The 20,866-nt window shown below is 42.8% G+C and carries 9 protein-coding genes, 9 tRNA genes, 5 rRNA genes and 1 other annotated feature; all 23 genes read right to left on the bottom strand.

The window, feature by feature from the left end:
• Positions 1 to 275: 275 nt before the first annotated feature.
• Positions 276 to 511: a binding site (T-box leader), on the bottom strand.
• A gap of 42 nt (positions 512 to 553) precedes the next feature.
• Positions 554 to 2,011, bottom strand: a complete 1,458-nt coding sequence (gltX, locus tag ACWNMZ_RS02280) for a glutamate--tRNA ligase (protein ID WP_048717921.1) — start codon at positions 2,009 to 2,011, stop codon at positions 554 to 556.
• A 92-nt stretch (positions 2,012 to 2,103) separates the two neighbouring features.
• Positions 2,104 to 2,586 (bottom strand): 2-C-methyl-D-erythritol 2,4-cyclodiphosphate synthase, encoded by a 483-nt coding sequence (gene ispF / locus ACWNMZ_RS02285; RefSeq protein WP_048717923.1) that lies wholly within the window; start codon positions 2,584 to 2,586, stop codon positions 2,104 to 2,106.
• A gap of 50 nt (positions 2,587 to 2,636) precedes the next feature.
• Positions 2,637 to 3,326 carry a 2-C-methyl-D-erythritol 4-phosphate cytidylyltransferase gene (gene ispD, locus ACWNMZ_RS02290; RefSeq protein ID WP_031537876.1) on the bottom strand — a complete coding sequence of 230 codons (690 nt, stop codon included), beginning with the start codon at positions 3,324 to 3,326 and terminating at the stop codon, positions 2,637 to 2,639.
• 17 nt (positions 3,327 to 3,343) lie between these two features.
• Entirely contained in the window at positions 3,344 to 4,417 is a 1,074-nt protein-coding gene (locus tag ACWNMZ_RS02295; protein WP_031537875.1) for a PIN/TRAM domain-containing protein, read from the bottom strand.
• Positions 4,418 to 4,815: 398 nt separating this feature from the next.
• Positions 4,816 to 6,195 carry a DNA repair protein RadA gene (gene radA / locus ACWNMZ_RS02300; protein WP_031537874.1) on the bottom strand — a complete coding sequence of 460 codons (1,380 nt, stop codon included), beginning with the start codon at positions 6,193 to 6,195 and terminating at the stop codon, positions 4,816 to 4,818.
• 180 nt (positions 6,196 to 6,375) lie between these two features.
• Positions 6,376 to 8,826 (bottom strand): ATP-dependent protease ATP-binding subunit ClpC, encoded by a 2,451-nt coding sequence (gene clpC / locus ACWNMZ_RS02305; RefSeq protein ID WP_031537873.1) that lies wholly within the window; start codon positions 8,824 to 8,826, stop codon positions 6,376 to 6,378.
• A gap of 22 nt (positions 8,827 to 8,848) precedes the next feature.
• A complete protein-coding gene (locus ACWNMZ_RS02310) occupies positions 8,849 to 9,907 on the bottom strand; it encodes a protein arginine kinase (RefSeq protein WP_031537872.1) in 1,059 nt (352 codons plus the stop codon).
• A 1-nt stretch (position 9,908) separates the two neighbouring features.
• Complete coding sequence (locus ACWNMZ_RS02315) at positions 9,909 to 10,457, bottom strand: UvrB/UvrC motif-containing protein (RefSeq protein ID WP_031537871.1); 549 nt, start codon at positions 10,455 to 10,457, stop codon at positions 9,909 to 9,911.
• A 30-nt stretch (positions 10,458 to 10,487) separates the two neighbouring features.
• Positions 10,488 to 10,949: a CtsR family transcriptional regulator gene (locus ACWNMZ_RS02320; protein WP_031537870.1), complete on the bottom strand. Its 462-nt coding sequence runs from the start codon at positions 10,947 to 10,949 to the stop codon at positions 10,488 to 10,490.
• Positions 10,950 to 11,314: 365 nt separating this feature from the next.
• Positions 11,315 to 11,432: ribosomal RNA gene (rrf, locus tag ACWNMZ_RS02325) — 5S ribosomal RNA — on the bottom strand.
• A 245-nt stretch (positions 11,433 to 11,677) separates the two neighbouring features.
• A 23S ribosomal RNA gene (locus tag ACWNMZ_RS02330) occupies positions 11,678 to 14,612 on the bottom strand.
• A gap of 358 nt (positions 14,613 to 14,970) precedes the next feature.
• Positions 14,971 to 16,518, bottom strand: a 16S ribosomal RNA gene (locus ACWNMZ_RS02335).
• Positions 16,519 to 16,709: 191 nt separating this feature from the next.
• Positions 16,710 to 16,785: transfer RNA gene (locus tag ACWNMZ_RS02340), tRNA-Ala, on the bottom strand.
• Positions 16,786 to 16,797: 12 nt separating this feature from the next.
• Positions 16,798 to 16,874, bottom strand: a tRNA-Pro gene (locus tag ACWNMZ_RS02345).
• An 8-nt stretch (positions 16,875 to 16,882) separates the two neighbouring features.
• Positions 16,883 to 16,959: transfer RNA gene (locus tag ACWNMZ_RS02350), tRNA-Arg, on the bottom strand.
• Between the two features lie 16 nt (positions 16,960 to 16,975).
• Positions 16,976 to 17,064 (bottom strand) — tRNA-Leu (locus ACWNMZ_RS02355).
• Positions 17,065 to 17,075: 11 nt separating this feature from the next.
• Positions 17,076 to 17,150 (bottom strand) — tRNA-Gly (locus tag ACWNMZ_RS02360).
• A gap of 11 nt (positions 17,151 to 17,161) precedes the next feature.
• Positions 17,162 to 17,246 (bottom strand) — tRNA-Leu (locus ACWNMZ_RS02365).
• Positions 17,247 to 17,260: 14 nt separating this feature from the next.
• Positions 17,261 to 17,333, bottom strand: a tRNA-Lys gene (locus ACWNMZ_RS02370).
• 6 nt (positions 17,334 to 17,339) lie between these two features.
• Positions 17,340 to 17,415 (bottom strand) — tRNA-Thr (locus ACWNMZ_RS02375).
• Positions 17,416 to 17,438: 23 nt separating this feature from the next.
• A tRNA-Val gene (locus ACWNMZ_RS02380) sits at positions 17,439 to 17,514 on the bottom strand.
• Between the two features lie 9 nt (positions 17,515 to 17,523).
• Positions 17,524 to 17,641: ribosomal RNA gene (rrf, locus tag ACWNMZ_RS02385) — 5S ribosomal RNA — on the bottom strand.
• 244 nt (positions 17,642 to 17,885) lie between these two features.
• A 23S ribosomal RNA gene (locus tag ACWNMZ_RS02390) occupies positions 17,886 to 20,820 on the bottom strand.
• The 16S, 23S and 5S rRNA genes sit together here with 9 tRNA genes alongside, the layout of an rRNA operon.
• Positions 20,821 to 20,866: the final 46 nt, after the last annotated feature.

Below are 20,866 nucleotides of genomic sequence, written 5' to 3' on the forward strand. Positions count from 1 at the left end.
ATTCTCCCGACTCTCCATACAGACAATACTCTAAAAACAAATCTATCACCACAAGGTAAACGTACTCCCTCCAAATAGCAAGTTCGCTCTTACCTTTAATGAATAAAGAAACCTTCATTAGTCGAGGGCCCTCTCCCGATGGTTTGTTGAACCAATGGGACCTTTACGGAAAGTTAACCTCCCACTTATCTTCTTATTTTCCATAAGCTTTTAGGAGAATTACTGTCCATTAAGAATGGGATAAATCCATAAAAAAAGCGTCTCTGTCTAAAAAAGACAGAGACGCTTTTTGAGGCGCGGTTCCACTCTGTTTAGACTATCGCTCGTAAACGATAATCTCCACTCAATCCCTGTTAACGGATAGGTTCCGCCTCTATCTACTAAAACATTTTTTCGATATAGGACTCTGAGGCGCACTTCAAAAAAGAGGTTACTTGAATCACTTTCAGCCGGGTGATGATTCTCTCTAATAAGCTTCTCCTTTTTTACTTTTCCTCATCTACGATTTTTCTATATAGCTTTCCTATTACTATATTACATTTCCCTAGAAATGTTAACTAATTAATGCTGTTAATCTTGCATCAATTTTTTCTCTTCCTAGAAGCTCAATGGCTTTTGGTAAATCTGGTCCATGCGTTTGTCCTGTTGTAGCAACTCGAATTGGCATAAATAAGTTTTTACCCTTTTGACCGGTAGCCTTTTGAACTGCTTTAATGGAAGCCTTTATCTGATCAGCACTCCATTCCGACATTTCAGCTAATGCTTCTTTAAAGGCTTGTACTACTGCAGGAACTTGTTCCCCAGCTAAAACTTCTTTTGCTTCTTCATCATAATGAATTTCGTCACTGAAGAACAAAGTAGATAAGTCTACAATATCTGCTCCACAGCTCATTTGTTCTTGGTATAAAGCAACCAAATTATTTACCCATGCCTCTTCTTCAGCAGAACGATTTTCATTCACTAAGCCAGCTTTTTCTAAATGTGGAACAGCTAGACGCACAACAGTTTCTATATTTGCCTTTTTAATATATTGATTATTCATCCATGCCAATTTATTTTGATCAAATAGCGCAGGAGATTTAGACAATCTCGCTGGATCAAAAATACGAATAAATTCTTCAATAGAGAATAATTCCTCTTCGCCTTCTGGAGACCAGCCTAATAAAGCAATAAAATTGAATAACGCTTCAGGTAAATAGCCTAGTTCTTCATATTGCTCAATAAATTGAATAATTGATTCATCACGCTTACTCAATTTCTTTCTGCTTTCATTGACAATTAATGTCATATGCCCAAATATCGGTCTTTCCCAACCAAATGCATCATAGAGCATCAATTGTTTTGGTGTATTGGTAATATGATCATCTCCACGTAAAACATGGGTGATATCCATTAAATGATCATCAATAGACACAGCAAAGTTATATGTTGGAGTCCCGTCCTTTTTAACAATGACATAATCGCCAATTGTTTCTGATTCAAAAGAAACTTCCCCTTTAACCATATCATTAAATTCATAAACAACATTTTCAGGAACACGAATTCGAATACTAGGCTGTCTTCCCTCAGCTTCTAATTTCCCCTGTTGTTCTTTTGTTAAATGGCGACATTTGCCTGAATACTTAGGTGTTTCTCCTTTGCTTACTTGTTCTTCTCTTTCTGCTTCAATTTCCTCTTCCGTACAATAACATTTATAAGCAAGTCCTTTTTCCAATAATTCTGTGTAGTACTTTTTGTAAATATCATTTCTTTCAGACTGACGATACGGGCCATATTCACCACCAACATCCGTACTTTCATCCCAGTCCATTCCAAGCCATTTTAAATATTTCAGCTGGCTTTCTTCTCCACCTTGAATATTTCTTTTTTTATCAGTATCTTCAATGCGGATAATAAACTTTCCGCCTTTACTACGTGCAAATAAATAATTAAATAATGCTGTACGCGCATTCCCAATATGCAGATGTCCCGTTGGACTTGGAGCATAACGAACACGAATTTCGTTAGACATGCTTGTGCCTCCTTGATTACTTACGCTTTTTCTAATCTATTCTATCACTTTGCTTTTTCCTTTAAAAGGTTTCGTCCTTAATTACCTATCATTTATCCATTTCTTTTTTGGAGTAATACAACCGCTTGTGATGCAATTCCTTCTCCTCTTCCAGTAAACCCTAATTTCTCTGTAGTAGTCGCTTTTACATTTACATTTTCCTGTTCTGTTTCGAGCAACTCCGCAATCCTTGCTTGCATTGCCTGAATATGGGGTGCCATTTTAGGTTGCTGTGCCATAATCGTACAATCAGCATTTACTAATTTATAGCCTTTTTCCTTCACTATTTGCCATACATGCTGCAATAGTTTTGCTGAATCAGCATCTTTAAATGCATCATCCGTATCTGGAAAATGCTTTCCAATATCTCCTTCTCCAATAGCTCCTAAACAGGCATCCGCAATCGTATGTAGTAAAACATCTGCATCAGAGTGTCCGAGCAGTCCCTTTTCATGCGGTATTTCTATCCCACCGATAATAAGCGGCCTGCCGACTACTAATTGATGAACATCAAAACCTTGTCCAATCCGAAACATCTTAAAAATCCTCCAGTCTTTTTCCCTTATTAAAAAATATTACTCTCTCGCTAGTTCTTTATTTTTCGCTTCGCTACTATTGCTTCAGCAAAGTATAAATCTTCCGGTGTCGTCAATTTAATATTGTCATAGTTTCCTTCAACAATGTGAACAGCTTGTCCAAATCTCTCCACCAAACTAGCATCGTCTGTACCTATATATGTATCTACAACCGCCTTTTCATGTGCCTCTTTTAAAATGGAAATGCGAAAAGCTTGTGGGGTCTGAATAGCCCACAAGCTTGAACGCTCAACTGTTTCCACTACCAAATCACCATCAACCCTTTTGACAGTATCTTTAATTGGTACTGCTAAAACAGCTGCGCCACTTTCCTCTGCAACCTTTGTCAATCTAGCTATTTGATCTGTTTGAATAAAAGGTCTAGCCGCATCATGAACAAGAACGATCGTATCATCCGATATTTCCTTTACTGCATGGTAGACACTGTGTTGTCTTTCACTACCACCCTCAATTAGTGCAGCAACTTTCATAATTGCATATTTCTTTACTAGTTCACTCATTTGTTTTTTATCGTCTGAACTAACTACCAACCAAATTCCATTACAGTTTGGATCATTTTCGAAAACAAGTAAGGTATGAATAAATACTGGTAAATGGTCTAACTCAAGAAACAGTTTGTTCTTTCCTAATCCCATTCGTTTCCCTTGTCCAGCTGCCGGAATAATGACTTCATAAGCCATGTTACTAACCCCTATTCTTACAATGCTTTTTCTAATAACTTTGGTTTAGCAAAAATCATTCGACCCGCAGACGTCTGCAAGACACTTGTTACAAGAACATCTATATGTTTTCCAATATAATTGCGTCCTTCTTCCACAACAATCATTGTTCCATCATCTAGATATGCAACACCTTGATTATGTTCTTTCCCGTCTTTGATAATTTGGATTTTCATCTCTTCTCCAGGAAGAACAACCGGTTTTACGGCATTTGCCAAGTCGTTAATATTAAGAACAGCAACCTTCTGCAGTTCACAAACTTTATTTAGGTTAAAATCATTCGTTACAACAACACCATTAGTCAATTTAGCTAATTTAACTAGTTTACTATCTACTTCTGTGATATCTTCAAAATCACCTTCGTAAATTTCCACTTTAATCGCTAACTCTTTTTGTATCCGATTAAGAATATCTAACCCTCTTCTTCCTCGATTACGTTTAAGCGCATCTGATGAATCTGCTATATGCTGAAGCTCTCCAAGAACAAATTGCGGAATAACAATGGTGCCCTCTAGGAACCCTGTTTGGCAAATATCCGCAATTCTCCCATCAATAATAACACTAGTATCCAATATTTTTAAATTACTTTTTTCAACTTTTAAGGGTTCTTCTTCCACTACTTTTTTCTTTCTTGCTGTGAAGAGCGTTAACAGTTCATCTCTCTTCTTAAAGCCAACTTGAAAACCTAAATATCCAAAAAGTAATGACAAAAGAATTGGCGCGACATTATTAAGCACAGGAACAGATGTTAACGCATACCCTACTAAAAAGGCCAAAGTTAACCCAAATCCTATTCCAACACTACCAAAAATAATATCTGTTATTGGAGCCTTTACAATCGATTCTTCCAAGAACTTGATAAAGTTAACAATATAATCAATCGCCCAAAAAGTAATAAGATAAAAAATAATGGCACCAAGTATTGCTGACACATATGCGTTATTAATAAGATTATGATCAATAGACATTATGGAGAATAAATCAGGAATGAATAAAAATCCTATTGTTCCTCCAATAATTAAAAAACAAATTTGAACAATGCGTTTTAACAATACTTCCACCTCCTCTTTCACATTATAAACAAATTCCCAGATTTGAAACCTAATATTACAGGAATTTTTTATTTGTAATGAAAAAGTTATTTTTATAGATATGATGACTATGCCAAATACTAGTGTTAATTTTGATGCAATCCTTATACATTGCGCGGGAAATAATAATATACTATAAATACTTCCTTCGTATCTATCTATAAAAATTATTGATAAAGGAAGATACATAGAAAAACATATAATTCCCAACTGTAAATTGAAAAGATAACACAGACAGAGAGATAAATATCTATTTTATTTGATAAAACTAGATTAGCATTAAAAATAAATCGCTGTCAAATAATTAAATACTCCATTTTAACACAACTAAAAATTCACATCAATGTATTTTTTCTTAATTAGTCCCCAAAAGCGGCTGTTAATGCCTCTGCCACTGAACTAACTCCCACAACCTTTATTCCCTCTGGTGCCTTTAGACCGCTTAAATTATTGCTTGGAATAATAACACGTTCAAACCCAAGTTTTGCAGCCTCCTGTACTCTTTGCTCAATACGAGAAACTCTTCTAACTTCCCCAGTTAATCCAACTTCTCCTATAATGCAATCCGTAGCTTTAGTTGGTTTATCTCTAAAGCTTGACGCAATACTTACTGCGATTGCTAAATCAATAGCAGGCTCATCCAGTTTTACCCCACCAGCTACCTTTAAATAAGCATCCTGATTCTGTAATAACATTCCTACTCTTTTTTCTAACACTGCCATTAAAAGCGGGACTCTATTATGATCAATCCCAGTCGCCATCCTCCTTGGATTACCAAAGCTCGTCGGTGAAATCAATGCTTGGATTTCAACAAGAACAGGTCTCGTCCCTTCCATTGATGCTACAACTGTTGAACCCGCGGCACCTTGTGAACGCTCTTCTAGGAAAATTTCAGATGGATTCTCTACTTCTTCAAGACCAAATTCTTTCATTTCAAAAATGCCCATCTCATTGGTAGACCCAAATCGATTCTTTACTGCCCGCAAAATGCGATATGTATGATGTCTTTCTCCCTCGAAATATAAAACAGTGTCCACCATATGTTCTAACAATCTTGGACCTGCTATAGATCCTTCTTTTGTAACATGTCCTACAATAAAAATTGCTATTCCTTTTGTTTTTCCAATTCGCATCAATTCCGCTGTACATTCTCTAACTTGAGAAACACTTCCAGGTGCAGAAGTAACTTCGGGATGATAGATTGTTTGAATCGAATCAATAACAACAAACTCTACATTCGTATTTTCAATCGTTCTACTTATTTCTTCTAGATTGGTTTCCGAATAAACAAGCAAATGGTCTGAAACTACACCTAACCGATCTGCTCTTAATTTTGTTTGCTTCTGAGATTCCTCCCCAGATACGTATAAAACGGAATGCTTCTTCTGTGCCAATTGAGAAGAAACTTGTAATAAAAGCGTAGACTTCCCTATCCCTGGATCGCCCCCTATTAATACGAGTGAACCTCGAACTATTCCTCCTCCAAGCACACGATTTAATTCGATTAAATCTGTATAAATTCTAGGTTCATTAACAGTTTCAATGCTTGTTATAGGAATCGGTTTTGCAGCAATCGTACTGGTAGCTGTGTGGGCAAACGCTCCTTTTCTTTGAACAGCGCTTTTCTCTACTTCTTCCACCATGGTATTCCAGTTGCCACATCCTGGACATTTCCCCATCCATTTTGCAGATTCATATCCGCAATCCTGACAAAGAAATTTTGTTTTCCTTTTGGCCATATTCAGCACCCTTTTCCTTGTATACTCATTTCTTCTTCTACCTTAATGATATGTATTCCCGGTATGTTGCTATACGAAAATACTTAGATGGTAATCTTACACCTATATTTTATTAAATAAAGAAAGGACACACGCAGGAAGCTGTAATACGTGTGTCACTTATATTCATTTACTCGTTTATTATTTTTGTAAATTTACTGCTGGCTCTGCTCCATTGACCTTTACTGTGAACTCACCATTCTCTACATCTAACTCAATCTGTTGACCAGTTAATACGGTTCCTTTTAGAAGCTCTTCCGATAATCGGTCCTCTACATGTCTTTGTATCGCACGACGAAGTGGTCTTGCTCCATACTCTGGATCATAGCCTTCTTCCGCTATTTTTTCTTTTGCCGCTTCTGTAATAGATAGTTGAATGTCCTGTTCTACTAGGCGTTTAACTAATTGATCTGCCATTAAAGTAACGATTTCTTTTAAATGCTTTTTCTCTAATGCATGGAAAACAATTGTCTCATCGATACGATTTAAAAACTCTGGACGGAATGCTCTTTTCAGCTCTTCCATTACTTTACCCTTCATATCTTTATAATCTTGGTCTCCATCCTGAACATTGAAACCAACATATTTATTTTGTTTCAACGCAGAAGCACCAACATTAGATGTCATTATTAAGACAGTATTACGGAAATCAACCGTTCTTCCTTTTGAGTCTGTAAGTCGACCATCTTCTAGAACTTGAAGTAAGATATTGAATACATCTGGATGTGCCTTCTCAATTTCATCTAAAAGCACGACAGAGTATGGTTTTCTTCTTACTTTCTCCGTTAATTGTCCGCCTTCTTCATATCCGACATACCCTGGAGGAGATCCTACTAGCCTTGAAGTAGAGTGCTTCTCCATGTATTCAGACATATCGATACGAATCATCGCATCTTCATCCCCAAACATAGACTCCGCAAGGGCACGAGCAAGCTCCGTCTTACCCACCCCAGTAGGACCAAGGAAAATAAAGGAACCAATTGGTCTCTTTGGATCTTTTAATCCAGCTCTAGCACGTCTTACTGCTTTAGAAATCGCAATTACTGCTTCTTCTTGACCAATTACTCGATTGTGAAGAATATTTTCCATGTTTAATAACTTATCTGTTTCTGTTTGTGCAAGCTTAGATACAGGGATTCCAGTCCAGCTAGAAACAACACTCGCAATATCTTCCACTGTCACTTCTGTATTCTCTTGTCCTTGCTTTTCTTTCCAATTCTTCTTCGTCTCTTCTAACTGTTCTCTCAATCTTTGTTCCGTATCACGTAAAGATGCCGCCTTCTCGAATTCTTGACTTTGAACAGAAGCATCCTTTTCTTTGCGTACTTCCTCTAACTTTACTTCCAACTCTTTTAAGTTAGGAGGAGTTGTATAAGATCTTAAACGGACCTTAGAACCAGCCTCATCAATCAAGTCAATTGCTTTATCTGGTAAGAAGCGATCAGAAATATAGCGATCAGATAATTTTACAGCTGCATCAATTGCTTCATCTGTAATTGAAACACGATGATGTGCCTCATAGCGATCTCTTAAACCTTTTAAAATTTGAATAGATTCTTCACTTGTAGGTTCATCTACTGTAATAGGCTGGAATCTTCTTTCTAATGCCGCATCTTTTTCAATATATTTACGATATTCATCTAATGTAGTAGCACCAATACATTGAAGCTCCCCACGCGCTAGAGATGGTTTCAAAATATTGGAAGCATCAATTGCACCTTCTGCTCCACCAGCACCAATTAACGTATGCAACTCATCGATGAATAGAATAATATTACCAGCTTGGCGAATTTCATCCATTACCTTCTTTAAACGGTCTTCAAATTCACCACGGTATTTCGTACCAGCCACAACTGTCCCCATATCTAATGTCATAACACGTTTATCCCTTAATATTTCCGGAACTTCATTTTGAACAATTTGTTGTGCAAGGCCTTCAGCAATAGCTGTTTTACCAACACCAGGTTCCCCAATTAATACAGGGTTATTTTTTGTTCGTCTGCTTAACACTTCAATAACACGTTGGATTTCCTTGCTTCTACCAATAACCGGATCTAGGCTTCCTTCTCTTGCAATAGCTGTTAAATCACGAGCTAAACTATCTAGAGTTGGGGTATTAGCACTAGCTGCCGATCCACCTGGATGGTTGCCAGACTCACTACTTCCAAGTAATTGAAGTACTTGTTGGCGAGCTTTATTTAGGCTTACACCTAAATTATTTAATACTCTAGCAGCAACCCCTTCTCCTTCTCTTATTAACCCTAAAAGGATATGTTCTGTACCTACATATGAATGACCTAATTTCCTTGCTTCATCCATCGACAGTTCTATTACTTTTTTAGCTCTTGGTGTATAATGAATAGTTTGTGCTGCATCTTGCCCACGGCCGATCAAGTTTTCTACTTCCTCTTGAATTTTTTCTGCACCTAATCCAAGCGCCTGTAAAGCCTTTGCTGCGATTCCTTCCCCTTCACGAACTAACCCAAGTAAAATATGCTCTGTACCAATATTATTATGACCTAAGCGAATTGCTTCTTCCTGGGAAAGTGCCAATACCTTCTGCGCTCTTTCTGTAAATCGGCCAAACATCATACTTTCATCCTCCTTAGAATCTTTATTCTGTTTCCAATTTTAATCTTTCTCTTATTAAGGATGCACGACGAATATCGCGATCAGTTGGATTCATTTGTTCTCCAGCGTAAAGTTGTAAAAACCCTGGCTGGGTAAGAATCATTAATTCATTAAGGATACTTTTTGATATATTTTTGATATATCCCATATCAATACCTAATCGAACATCGGAAAGGCATTTAGCTGCTTCCTTTGTTTCCATAATACGACTATTGCATAATATTCCATAGGAGCGGAAAACTCTATCTTCTAATTGTATGTTGGAGGTTTGTGCTAATGCATTTCTTGCTCCTTTTTCTTGCTCAATCAACTGCATAACGACACTTTTTAGTTCCTCCATGATGTCTTTTTCAGATCTTCCTAATGTTATTTGATTGGATATCTGAAAAATATTTCCAAGTGCCTCACTACCTTCTCCATAAATACCTCTAACCACTAAGCCAAGCTGTTGAATAGCCGGAATAATTCGACTCATTTGTTGCGTTAACACCATTCCTGGCAAATGCATCATTACAGAAGCTCTTAAACCTGTTCCTATATTAGTCGGACAGCTTGTTAAATATCCCATTTCTGTATGATAAGCATAATTTATCTTTTTTTCTATTAAATCATCCATTGAATCAGCTTCTTTAAATGCTTCATCTATTTGGAGACCAGGCTTTATACACTGAATTCGAATATGATCTTCTTCGTTAATCATTATGCTTAACTCTTCATCTTCTGATAATATTACAGCTCCATTAGGAGATTGGTCAGCAAGCTGAGGACTAATGAGATGCTTTTCTACTAGAACTCTTTTCTCTAATGTGTTTAACTCACTCATTGCAAGCAATTCTAGTTCTTGATTGAATTGCTTTAATAGAGAATCCTCCACCTGCTGAATCACATTATCAGCTTCTTCTTTTGAAAATAAAAGAGGAAAATTCACGTTCTGTATATTCCTAGCTAATCGAATCCGAGAGGTAAGCACAATTTCAGAGTCAGGTCCCTCGGAACTCATCCATGAAGTCCGTGCTTTACTTATAAATTTTTCTAAAGACACGTTACTCCCCTCCCTCATTAAAAGAAGTTAACTGTTGTTCTTTATGCTTTATTTCATCTCGAATAACTGCTGCTTTTTCAAACTCTTCCCTATTAATTAGATCTTTGAGCTCTATTCGCAACTGGTCAATTTCCTTTTTAATGAGGTAATGACCACCTATTCGTTCTGGAATTTTCCCTTTATGCTCTACATTACCACCATGCAATCGTTTAATGAATGGCAGCAATTGTTCTTTAAATGTATCATAACAGTGAGGACAGCCTAATTTACCAACTTTCCTGAATTGAGAAAATGTCATCTGACACTCTTTGCACTGTAAAGGCTGTTGTCGCTTATAAGTATCCTCAGTGATGTGTTGAAAACTTGGCTCTATATTTAGTAACCCCGCTAATAAACTGTTTAAAGATAAACCAGTTGTTCCGTTTATCATAAACATATCACCATTTTCTTGTGCACAATGCTCGCAGAGATGAAACTCTGTCTTATTCCCATTAATATTTTTTGAAAAATGTAAAGTAGCTGGTCTTTGATTACATTCAGAACACATCATGTTTCTCACCTCAATTTAAAAACTGGGATGTTATTTATATTTTAATGATGTTAACATCGCCTTTAATAATCTTGCTCTTAATTCATCTCGATAAGGTAATTCTAAATATAATACAGAGCGATCGATTACACTTAACATAATCTTTGCTTCTCGCTTATTAATAACATCTTCTTCTACTAGTCGAAGAATTAAATCTTCCGCACTGTTTTGAGGTATCCGACTTTGAATAAGGGATAGTAATTGATCAATTAAATGGGCATGATCATGTGTTTGAACCTTCATAATTCGAATGAAACCACCGCCACCACGTTTACTTTCAACTACATACCCCTTTTCAATAGTGAAACGAGTATTAATAACATAATTAATTTGTGATGGGACACACTCAAATTTATCGGCAATTTCACTTCGCTTTATTTCCACTAATGATTTTTCGCTCATTTCTAATACTTCTTTTAAGTAAAGCTCAATTATATCCGAAATATTTCTCACCAAGCCTCCCCCTTCTGACTTTGACTATATTTGACTATAATTATACACGATAAAAATAATATTTAGCAAGGAAGACGTTTTATTAATTTTCCCATTTTTTAGTGATTCCAAACCTACTATCATCATTCTTTCATGCCAGAAAGGAGAGTATGTATAAAGATTATATTAACTATAGTCTGATTTATCACAATTTTCAAGTTTAAATAATTTGCCGAGGCTTATCTTATTGAATAAAAAAATAATATATATTTATATTTATCAAGCGAAAGAAACTTAAAAGATTAAAACATTTGGGGTAAATATAAAAAGGGATAATTAAAATAAAAAAAGCCCTAAAAGCATAATGCTTTTAGAACTTTTTGACAGCCTGGCGACGTCCTACTCTCACAGGGGGAGAACCCCCAACTACCATCGGCGCTTTAGAAGCTTAACTTCCGTGTTCGGTATGGGAACGGGTGTGACCTTCTCGCTATCGCCACCAGACTATTGATTTTTGAGAGTTATTCCCTCAAAACTAGATTATGAAGTAAAAGAAAAGAAACAAGTAATCTCACTTAGCTTACGCTAAGTTTTATTGTCCAGCTCCAACGCCTATCGCCTATCAAACTTCCGATCATCTCTTTTGCGTAAGTCAACATCGATTCACTTACGTTCATCGTGTTTCCTTTATCGAAAGAACAAGCTCTTCCAGTTTGTACGCCGATAAACAGGCGTTTCCGCTTTTCGTTTTAGTTAAGTCCTCGATCTATTAGTATCAGTCAGCTCCACATGTCGCCACGCTTCCACCTCTGACCTATCAACCTGATCATCTTTCAGGGATCTTACTAGCTTACGCTATGGGAAATCTCATCTTGAGGGGGGCTTCATGCTTAGATGCTTTCAGCACTTATCCCTTCCGCACATAGCTACCCAGCGATGCCTTTGGCAAGACAACTGGTACACCAGCGGTGCGTCCATCCCGGTCCTCTCGTACTAAGGACAGCTCCTCTCAAATTTCCTACGCCCACGACGGATAGGGACCGAACTGTCTCACGACGTTCTGAACCCAGCTCGCGTACCGCTTTAATGGGCGAACAGCCCAACCCTTGGGACCGACTACAGCCCCAGGATGCGATGAGCCGACATCGAGGTGCCAAACCTCCCCGTCGATGTGGACTCTTGGGGGAGATAAGCCTGTTATCCCCGGGGTAGCTTTTATCCGTTGAGCGATGGCCCTTCCATGCGGAACCACCGGATCACTAAGCCCGACTTTCGTCCCTGCTCGACTTGTAGGTCTCGCAGTCAAGCTCCCTTGTGCCTTTACACTCTACGAATGATTTCCAACCATTCTGAGGGAACCTTTGGGCGCCTCCGTTACTTTTTAGGAGGCGACCGCCCCAGTCAAACTGCCCACCTGACACTGTCTCCCACCCCGATAAGGGGTGCGGGTTAGAATGTCAATACAGCCAGGGTAGTATCCCACCAATGCCTCCACCGAAGCTAGCGCTCCGGCTTCCAAGGCTCCTACCTATCCTGTACAAGCTGTACCAAAATTCAATATCAGGCTGCAGTAAAGCTCCACGGGGTCTTTCCGTCCTGTCGCGGGTAACCTGCATCTTCACAGGTACTATAATTTCACCGAGTCTCTCGTTGAGACAGTGCCCAGATCGTTACACCTTTCGTGCGGGTCGGAACTTACCCGACAAGGAATTTCGCTACCTTAGGACCGTTATAGTTACGGCCGCCGTTTACTGGGGCTTCAATTCAGAGCTTCGCGCGAACGCTAACCCCTCCTCTTAACCTTCCAGCACCGGGCAGGTGTCAGCCCCTATACTTCGCCTTGCGGCTTCGCAGAGACCTGTGTTTTTGCTAAACAGTCGCCTGGGCCTATTCACTGCGGCTCTCGCAGGCTTGCACCCGCAAGAGCACCCCTTCTCCCGAAGTTACGGGGTCATTTTGCCGAGTTCCTTAACGAGAGTTCTCTCGCTCACCTTAGGATTCTCTCCTCGCCTACCTGTGTCGGTTTGCGGTACGGGCACCATCAATCTCGCTAGAGGCTTTTCTTGGCAGTGTGGAATCAGGAACTTCGGTACTATATTTCCCTCGCCGTCACAGCTCCGCTTATGTGGTAATGGGATTTGCCTCATTACCGGCCTAACTGCTTGGACGTGCTAATCCAACAGCACGCTTACCCTATCCTCCTGCGTCCCCCCATTGCTCAAATGATTGAAAGGTGGTACAGGAATATCAACCTGTTGTCCATCGCCTACGCTTTTCAGCCTCGGCTTAGGTCCCGACTAACCCTGAGCGGACGAGCCTTCCTCAGGAAACCTTAGGCATTCGGTGGATGAGATTCTCACTCATCTTTCGCTACTCATACCGGCATTCTCACTTCTAAGCGCTCCACCAGTCCTTACGGTCTAGCTTCAACGCCCTTAGAACGCTCTCCTACCACTGACATCATTAGATGTCAATCCACAGCTTCGGTGATACGTTTAGCCCCGGTACATTTTCGGCGCAGAGTCACTCGACCAGTGAGCTATTACGCACTCTTTAAATGGTGGCTGCTTCTAAGCCAACATCCTGGTTGTCTAAGCAACTCCACATCCTTTTCCACTTAACGTATACTTTGGGACCTTAGCTGGTGGTCTGGGCTGTTTCCCTCTTGACCACGGATCTTATCACTCGTAGTCTGACTCCCAAGAATAAGTATTTGGCATTCGGAGTTTGTCTGAATTCGGTAACCCGATGGGGGCCCCTAGTCCAAACAGTGCTCTACCTCCAATACTCTAAATCTTGAGGCTAGCCCTAAAGCTATTTCGGAGAGAACCAGCTATCTCCAAGTTCGATTGGAATTTCTCCGCTACCCACACCTCATCCCCGCACTTTTCAACGTGCGTGGGTTCGGGCCTCCATCCAGTGTTACCTGGACTTCACCCTGGACATGGGTAGATCACCTGGTTTCGGGTCTACAACCACATACTATTTCGCCCTATTCAGACTCGCTTTCGCTGCGGCTCCGTCTTATCAACTTAACCTCGCATGTAATCGTAACTCGCCGGTTCATTCTACAAAAGGCACGCTATCACCCATAAATGGGCTCTAACTACTTGTAGGCACACGGTTTCAGGATCTATTTCACTCCCCTTCCGGGGTGCTTTTCACCTTTCCCTCACGGTACTGGTTCACTATCGGTCACTAGGGAGTATTTAGCCTTGGGAGATGGTCCTCCCTGCTTCCGACGGGATTTCTCGTGTCCCGCCGTACTCAGGATACACTCTGGAGGGAACGAAGTTTCGACTACAGGGTTTTTACCTTCTACGACTGACCTTTCCAGATCGATTCGTCTACCCCGTTCCTTTGTAACTCCATATAGAGTGTCCTACAACCCCAAGAGGCAAGCCTCTTGGTTTGGGCTAATCCCGTTTCGCTCGCCGCTACTCAGGGAATCGCGTTTGCTTTCTCTTCCTCCGGGTACTTAGATGTTTCAGTTCCCCGGGTCTGCCTTCAGTACCCTATGTATTCAGGTAAAGATTCTATCCCATTACGGATAGAGGGTTTCCCCATTCGGAAATCTCTGGATCAAAGCTTACTTACAGCTCCCCAAAGCATATCGGTGTTAATCCCGTCCTTCATCGGCTCCTAGTGCCAAGGCATCCACCGTGCGCCCTTTCTAACTTAACTTAGTTTCGACCAAAGATAAGCGGCGTATCTCTTCGTCAGCTTCCTTACTCTGCTCCTCACGTACTAGCGTACGCTCCGGTGCTCGCTCGGTCGCTTCCTTGACCTACTTGCTTCTCTTTGCTCTCAAATCTTTGAAAGAGTATTCGATTGATACGATTACTTTTCAAAGAAATAATTCTCTAAAATAGAGAATCTAAGATGGCGATTACTCGGTTTCTTTCTTGTTTTTACTATTCATAATCTAGTTTTCAAGGAACAATTGGCTTATTATAAGCCTACTTTTGAGGAATTGCTCCCTCAAAACTGAACAACAAATCGTCAACAATCTTTGATGGAATGTACATTCCATTTTCCTTAGAAAGGAGGTGATCCAGCCGCACCTTCCGATACGGCTACCTTGTTACGACTTCACCCCAATCATCTATCCCACCTTAGGCGGCTGGCTCCAAAAGGTTACCCCACCGACTTCGGGTGTTACAAACTCTCGTGGTGTGACGGGCGGTGTGTACAAGGCCCGGGAACGTATTCACCGCGGCATGCTGATCCGCGATTACTAGCGATTCCAGCTTCATGTAGGCGAGTTGCAGCCTACAATCCGAACTGAGAATGGTTTTATGGGATTTGCTAGGCGTCACCGCTTTGCTGCCCTTTGTACCATCCATTGTAGCACGTGTGTAGCCCAGGTCATAAGGGGCATGATGATTTGACGTCATCCCCACCTTCCTCCGGTTTGTCACCGGCAGTCACCTTAGAGTGCCCAACTAAATGCTGGCAACTAAGATCAAGGGTTGCGCTCGTTGCGGGACTTAACCCAACATCTCACGACACGAGCTGACGACAACCATGCACCACCTGTCACTCTGTCCCCCGAAGGGGAACGTCCTATCTCTAGGAGTGTCAGAGGATGTCAAGACCTGGTAAGGTTCTTCGCGTTGCTTCGAATTAAACCACATGCTCCACCGCTTGTGCGGGCCCCCGTCAATTCCTTTGAGTTTCAGCCTTGCGGCCGTACTCCCCAGGCGGAGTGCTTAATGCGTTTGCTGCAGCACTAAAGGGCGGAAACCCTCTAACACTTAGCACTCATCGTTTACGGCGTGGACTACCAGGGTATCTAATCCTGTTTGCTCCCCACGCTTTCGCGCCTCAGCGTCAGTTACAGACCAAAGAGTCGCCTTCGCCACTGGTGTTCCTCCACATCTCTACGCATTTCACCGCTACACGTGGAATTCCACTCTTCTCTTCTGCACTCAAGTCCCCCAGTTTCCAATGACCCTCCACGGTTGAGCCGTGGGCTTTCACATCAGACTTAAAGGACCGCCTGCGCGCGCTTTACGCCCAATAATTCCGGACAACGCTTGCCACCTACGTATTACCGCGGCTGCTGGCACGTAGTTAGCCGTGGCTTTCTGGTTAGGTACCGTCAAGGTACAAGCAGTTACTCTTGTACTTGTTCTTCCCTAACAACAGAGTTTTACGATCCGAAAACCTTCATCACTCACGCGGCGTTGCTCCGTCAGACTTTCGTCCATTGCGGAAGATTCCCTACTGCTGCCTCCCGTAGGAGTCTGGGCCGTGTCTCAGTCCCAGTGTGGCCGATCACCCTCTCAGGTCGGCTACGCATCGTTGCCTTGGTGAGCCGTTACCTCACCAACTAGCTAATGCGCCGCGGGCCCATCTGTAAGTGACAGCGTAAACCGTCTTTCAGCTTTTCTACATGTGTAGAAAAGGATTATCCGGTATTAGCTCCGGTTTCCCGAAGTTATCCCAGTCTTACAGGCAGGTTGCCCACGTGTTACTCACCCGTCCGCCGCTAACTTTAAAAGCAAGCTTTTAAAGTCCGCTCGACTTGCATGTATTAGGCACGCCGCCAGCGTTCGTCCTGAGCCAGGATCAAACTCTCCAATAAAGAGTTGATTAGCTCATTGCTAAACTCTAGCTTTTTATTACTTGTTGTCATTCTATAACATTCGTTATAAAACGATTATTGTTGACGTTTGTTTGTTCAGTTTTCAAAGAGCAATTTGTTTGTTGCTATTAGAAGCAACTTTTATATAATAACAGTTATTATAAACACTGTCAATATACTTTTTTATTTTTTGGTGGAGCCTAGCGGGATCGAACCGCTGACCTCCTGCGTGCAAGGCAGGCGCTCTCCCAGCTGAGCTAAGGCCCCAAATAATAATAATGGTCGGGAAGACAGGATTCGAACCTGCGACCCCTTGGTCCCAAACCAAGTGCTCTACCAAGCTGAGCTACTTCCCGAAATATAATGGCGCGCCCGAAAGGAGTCGAACCCATAACCTTCTGATCCGTAGTCAGACGCTCTATCCAATTGAGCTACGGGCGCATTAATTAAAAAACAATGGTGCCGAGGACCGGAATCGAACCGGTACGGTAGTCACCTACCGCAGGATTTTAAGTCCTGTGCGTCTGCCAGTTCCGCCACCCCGGCATTGTTTCTTATGGAGCGGAAGACGGGATTCGAACCCGCGACCCCCACCTTGGCAAGGTGATGTTCTACCACTGAACTACTTCCGCATATATTTAATTGGTGCGGGTGAAGGGAGTCGAACCCCCACGCCTTGCGGCGCTAGATCCTAAGTCTAGTGCGTCTGCCAATTCCGCCACACCCGCAGACAAAAATAAGATGAGCCATGGAGGATTCGAACCTCCGACCCTCTGATTAAAAGTCAGATGCTCTACCAACTGAGCTAATGGCTCATAAAATGGTGCCGGCTAGAGGACTTGAACCCCCAACCTACTGATTACAAGTCAGTTGCTCTACCAATTGAGCTAAACCGGCATATTATAGTTTGTCCAATATAATGGTGGAGGATGACGGGATCGAACCGCCGACCCTCTGCTTGTAAGGCAGATGCTCTCCCAGCTGAGCTAATCCTCCATATATAGCGCCTGGCGACGTCCTACTCTCACAGGGGGAGAACCCCCAACTACCATCGGCGCTTTAGAAGCTTAACTTCCGTGTTCGGTATGGGAACGGGTGTGACCTTCTCGCTATCGCCACCAGACTATTGATTTTTGAGAGTTATTCCCTCAAAACTAGATTATGAAGTAAAAGAAAAGAAACAAGTAATCTCACTTAGCTTACGCTAAGTTTCTTGTCCAGCTCCAACGCCTATCGCCTATCAAACTTCCGATCATCTCTTTTGCGTAAGTCAACATCGATTCACTTACGTTCATCGTGTTTCCTTTATCGAAAGAACAAGCTCTTCCAGTTTGTACGCCGATAAACAGGCGTTTCCGCTTTTCGTTTTAGTTAAGTCCTCGATCTATTAGTATCAGTCAGCTCCACATGTCGCCACGCTTCCACCTCTGACCTATCAACCTGATCATCTTTCAGGGATCTTACTAGCTTACGCTATGGGAAATCTCATCTTGAGGGGGGCTTCATGCTTAGATGCTTTCAGCACTTATCCCTTCCGCACATAGCTACCCAGCGATGCCTTTGGCAAGACAACTGGTACACCAGCGGTGCGTCCATCCCGGTCCTCTCGTACTAAGGACAGCTCCTCTCAAATTTCCTACGCCCACGACGGATAGGGACCGAACTGTCTCACGACGTTCTGAACCCAGCTCGCGTACCGCTTTAATGGGCGAACAGCCCAACCCTTGGGACCGACTACAGCCCCAGGATGCGATGAGCCGACATCGAGGTGCCAAACCTCCCCGTCGATGTGGACTCTTGGGGGAGATAAGCCTGTTATCCCCGGGGTAGCTTTTATCCGTTGAGCGATGGCCCTTCCATGCGGAACCACCGGATCACTAAGCCCGACTTTCGTCCCTGCTCGACTTGTAGGTCTCGCAGTCAAGCTCCCTTGTGCCTTTACACTCTACGAATGATTTCCAACCATTCTGAGGGAACCTTTGGGCGCCTCCGTTACTTTTTAGGAGGCGACCGCCCCAGTCAAACTGCCCACCTGACACTGTCTCCCACCCCGATAAGGGGTGCGGGTTAGAATGTCAATACAGCCAGGGTAGTATCCCACCAATGCCTCCACCGAAGCTAGCGCTCCGGCTTCCAAGGCTCCTACCTATCCTGTACAAGCTGTACCAAAATTCAATATCAGGCTGCAGTAAAGCTCCACGGGGTCTTTCCGTCCTGTCGCGGGTAACCTGCATCTTCACAGGTACTATAATTTCACCGAGTCTCTCGTTGAGACAGTGCCCAGATCGTTACACCTTTCGTGCGGGTCGGAACTTACCCGACAAGGAATTTCGCTACCTTAGGACCGTTATAGTTACGGCCGCCGTTTACTGGGGCTTCAATTCAGAGCTTCGCGCGAACGCTAACCCCTCCTCTTAACCTTCCAGCACCGGGCAGGTGTCAGCCCCTATACTTCGCCTTGCGGCTTCGCAGAGACCTGTGTTTTTGCTAAACAGTCGCCTGGGCCTATTCACTGCGGCTCTCGCAGGCTTGCACCCGCAAGAGCACCCCTTCTCCCGAAGTTACGGGGTCATTTTGCCGAGTTCCTTAACGAGAGTTCTCTCGCTCACCTTAGGATTCTCTCCTCGCCTACCTGTGTCGGTTTGCGGTACGGGCACCATCAATCTCGCTAGAGGCTTTTCTTGGCAGTGTGGAATCAGGAACTTCGGTACTATATTTCCCTCGCCGTCACAGCTCCGCTTATGTGGTAATGGGATTTGCCTCATTACCGGCCTAACTGCTTGGACGTGCTAATCCAACAGCACGCTTACCCTATCCTCCTGCGTCCCCCCATTGCTCAAATGATTGAAAGGTGGTACAGGAATATCAACCTGTTGTCCATCGCCTACGCTTTTCAGCCTCGGCTTAGGTCCCGACTAACCCTGAGCGGACGAGCCTTCCTCAGGAAACCTTAGGCATTCGGTGGATGAGATTCTCACTCATCTTTCGCTACTCATACCGGCATTCTCACTTCTAAGCGCTCCACCAGTCCTTACGGTCTAGCTTCAACGCCCTTAGAACGCTCTCCTACCACTGACATCATTAGATGTCAATCCACAGCTTCGGTGATACGTTTAGCCCCGGTACATTTTCGGCGCAGAGTCACTCGACCAGTGAGCTATTACGCACTCTTTAAATGGTGGCTGCTTCTAAGCCAACATCCTGGTTGTCTAAGCAACTCCACATCCTTTTCCACTTAACGTATACTTTGGGACCTTAGCTGGTGGTCTGGGCTGTTTCCCTCTTGACCACGGATCTTATCACTCGTAGTCTGACTCCCAAGAATAAGTATTTGGCATTCGGAGTTTGTCTGAATTCGGTAACCCGATGGGGGCCCCTAGTCCAAACAGTGCTCTACCTCCAATACTCTAAATCTTGAGGCTAGCCCTAAAGCTATTTCGGAGAGAACCAGCTATCTCCAAGTTCGATTGGAATTTCTCCGCTACCCACACCTCATCCCCGCACTTTTCAACGTGCGTGGGTTCGGGCCTCCATCCAGTGTTACCTGGACTTCACCCTGGACATGGGTAGATCACCTGGTTTCGGGTCTACAACCACATACTATTTCGCCCTATTCAGACTCGCTTTCGCTGCGGCTCCGTCTTATCAACTTAACCTCGCATGTAATCGTAACTCGCCGGTTCATTCTACAAAAGGCACGCTATCACCCATAAATGGGCTCTAACTACTTGTAGGCACACGGTTTCAGGATCTATTTCACTCCCCTTCCGGGGTGCTTTTCACCTTTCCCTCACGGTACTGGTTCACTATCGGTCACTAGGGAGTATTTAGCCTTGGGAGATGGTCCTCCCTGCTTCCGACGGGATTTCTCGTGTCCCGCCGTACTCAGGATACACTCTGGAGGGAACGAAGTTTCGACTACAGGGTTTTTACCTTCTACGACTGACCTTTCCAGATCGATTCGTCTACCCCGTTCCTTTGTAACTCCATATAGAGTGTCCTACAACCCCAAGAGGCAAGCCTCTTGGTTTGGGCTAATCCCGTTTCGCTCGCCGCTACTCAGGGAATCGCGTTTGCTTTCTCTTCCTCCGGGTACTTAGATGTTTCAGTTCCCCGGGTCTGCCTTCAGTACCCTATGTATTCAGGTAAAGATTCTATCCCATTACGGATAGAGGGTTTCCCCATTCGGAAATCTCTGGATCAAAGCTTACTTACAGCTCCCCAAAGCATATCGGTGTTAATCCCGTCCTTCATCGGCTCCTAGTGCCAAGGCATCCACCGTGCGCCCTTTCTAACTTAACTTAGTTTCGACCAAAGATAAGCGGCGTATCTCTTCGTCAGCTTCCTT

This window comes from Niallia sp. Marseille-Q9988 (genome assembly GCF_976954375.1).

Bases quoted from the DNA above. Each gene is read 5' to 3' on its own strand.
- gltX (WP_048717921.1), bottom strand. From the start codon at position 2,011: ATGTCTAACGAAATTCGTGTTCGTTATGCTCCAAGTCCAACGGGACAT.
- ispF (WP_048717923.1), bottom strand. From the start codon at position 2,586: ATGTTTCGGATTGGACAAGGTTTTGATGTTCATCAATTAGTAGTCGGC.
- ispD (WP_031537876.1), bottom strand. From the start codon at position 3,326: ATGGCTTATGAAGTCATTATTCCGGCAGCTGGACAAGGGAAACGAATG.
- radA (WP_031537874.1), bottom strand. From the start codon at position 6,195: ATGGCCAAAAGGAAAACAAAATTTCTTTGTCAGGATTGCGGATATGAA.
- clpC (WP_031537873.1), bottom strand. From the start codon at position 8,826: ATGATGTTTGGCCGATTTACAGAAAGAGCGCAGAAGGTATTGGCACTT.
- ACWNMZ_RS02315 (WP_031537871.1), bottom strand. From the start codon at position 10,457: ATGATGTGTTCTGAATGTAATCAAAGACCAGCTACTTTACATTTTTCA.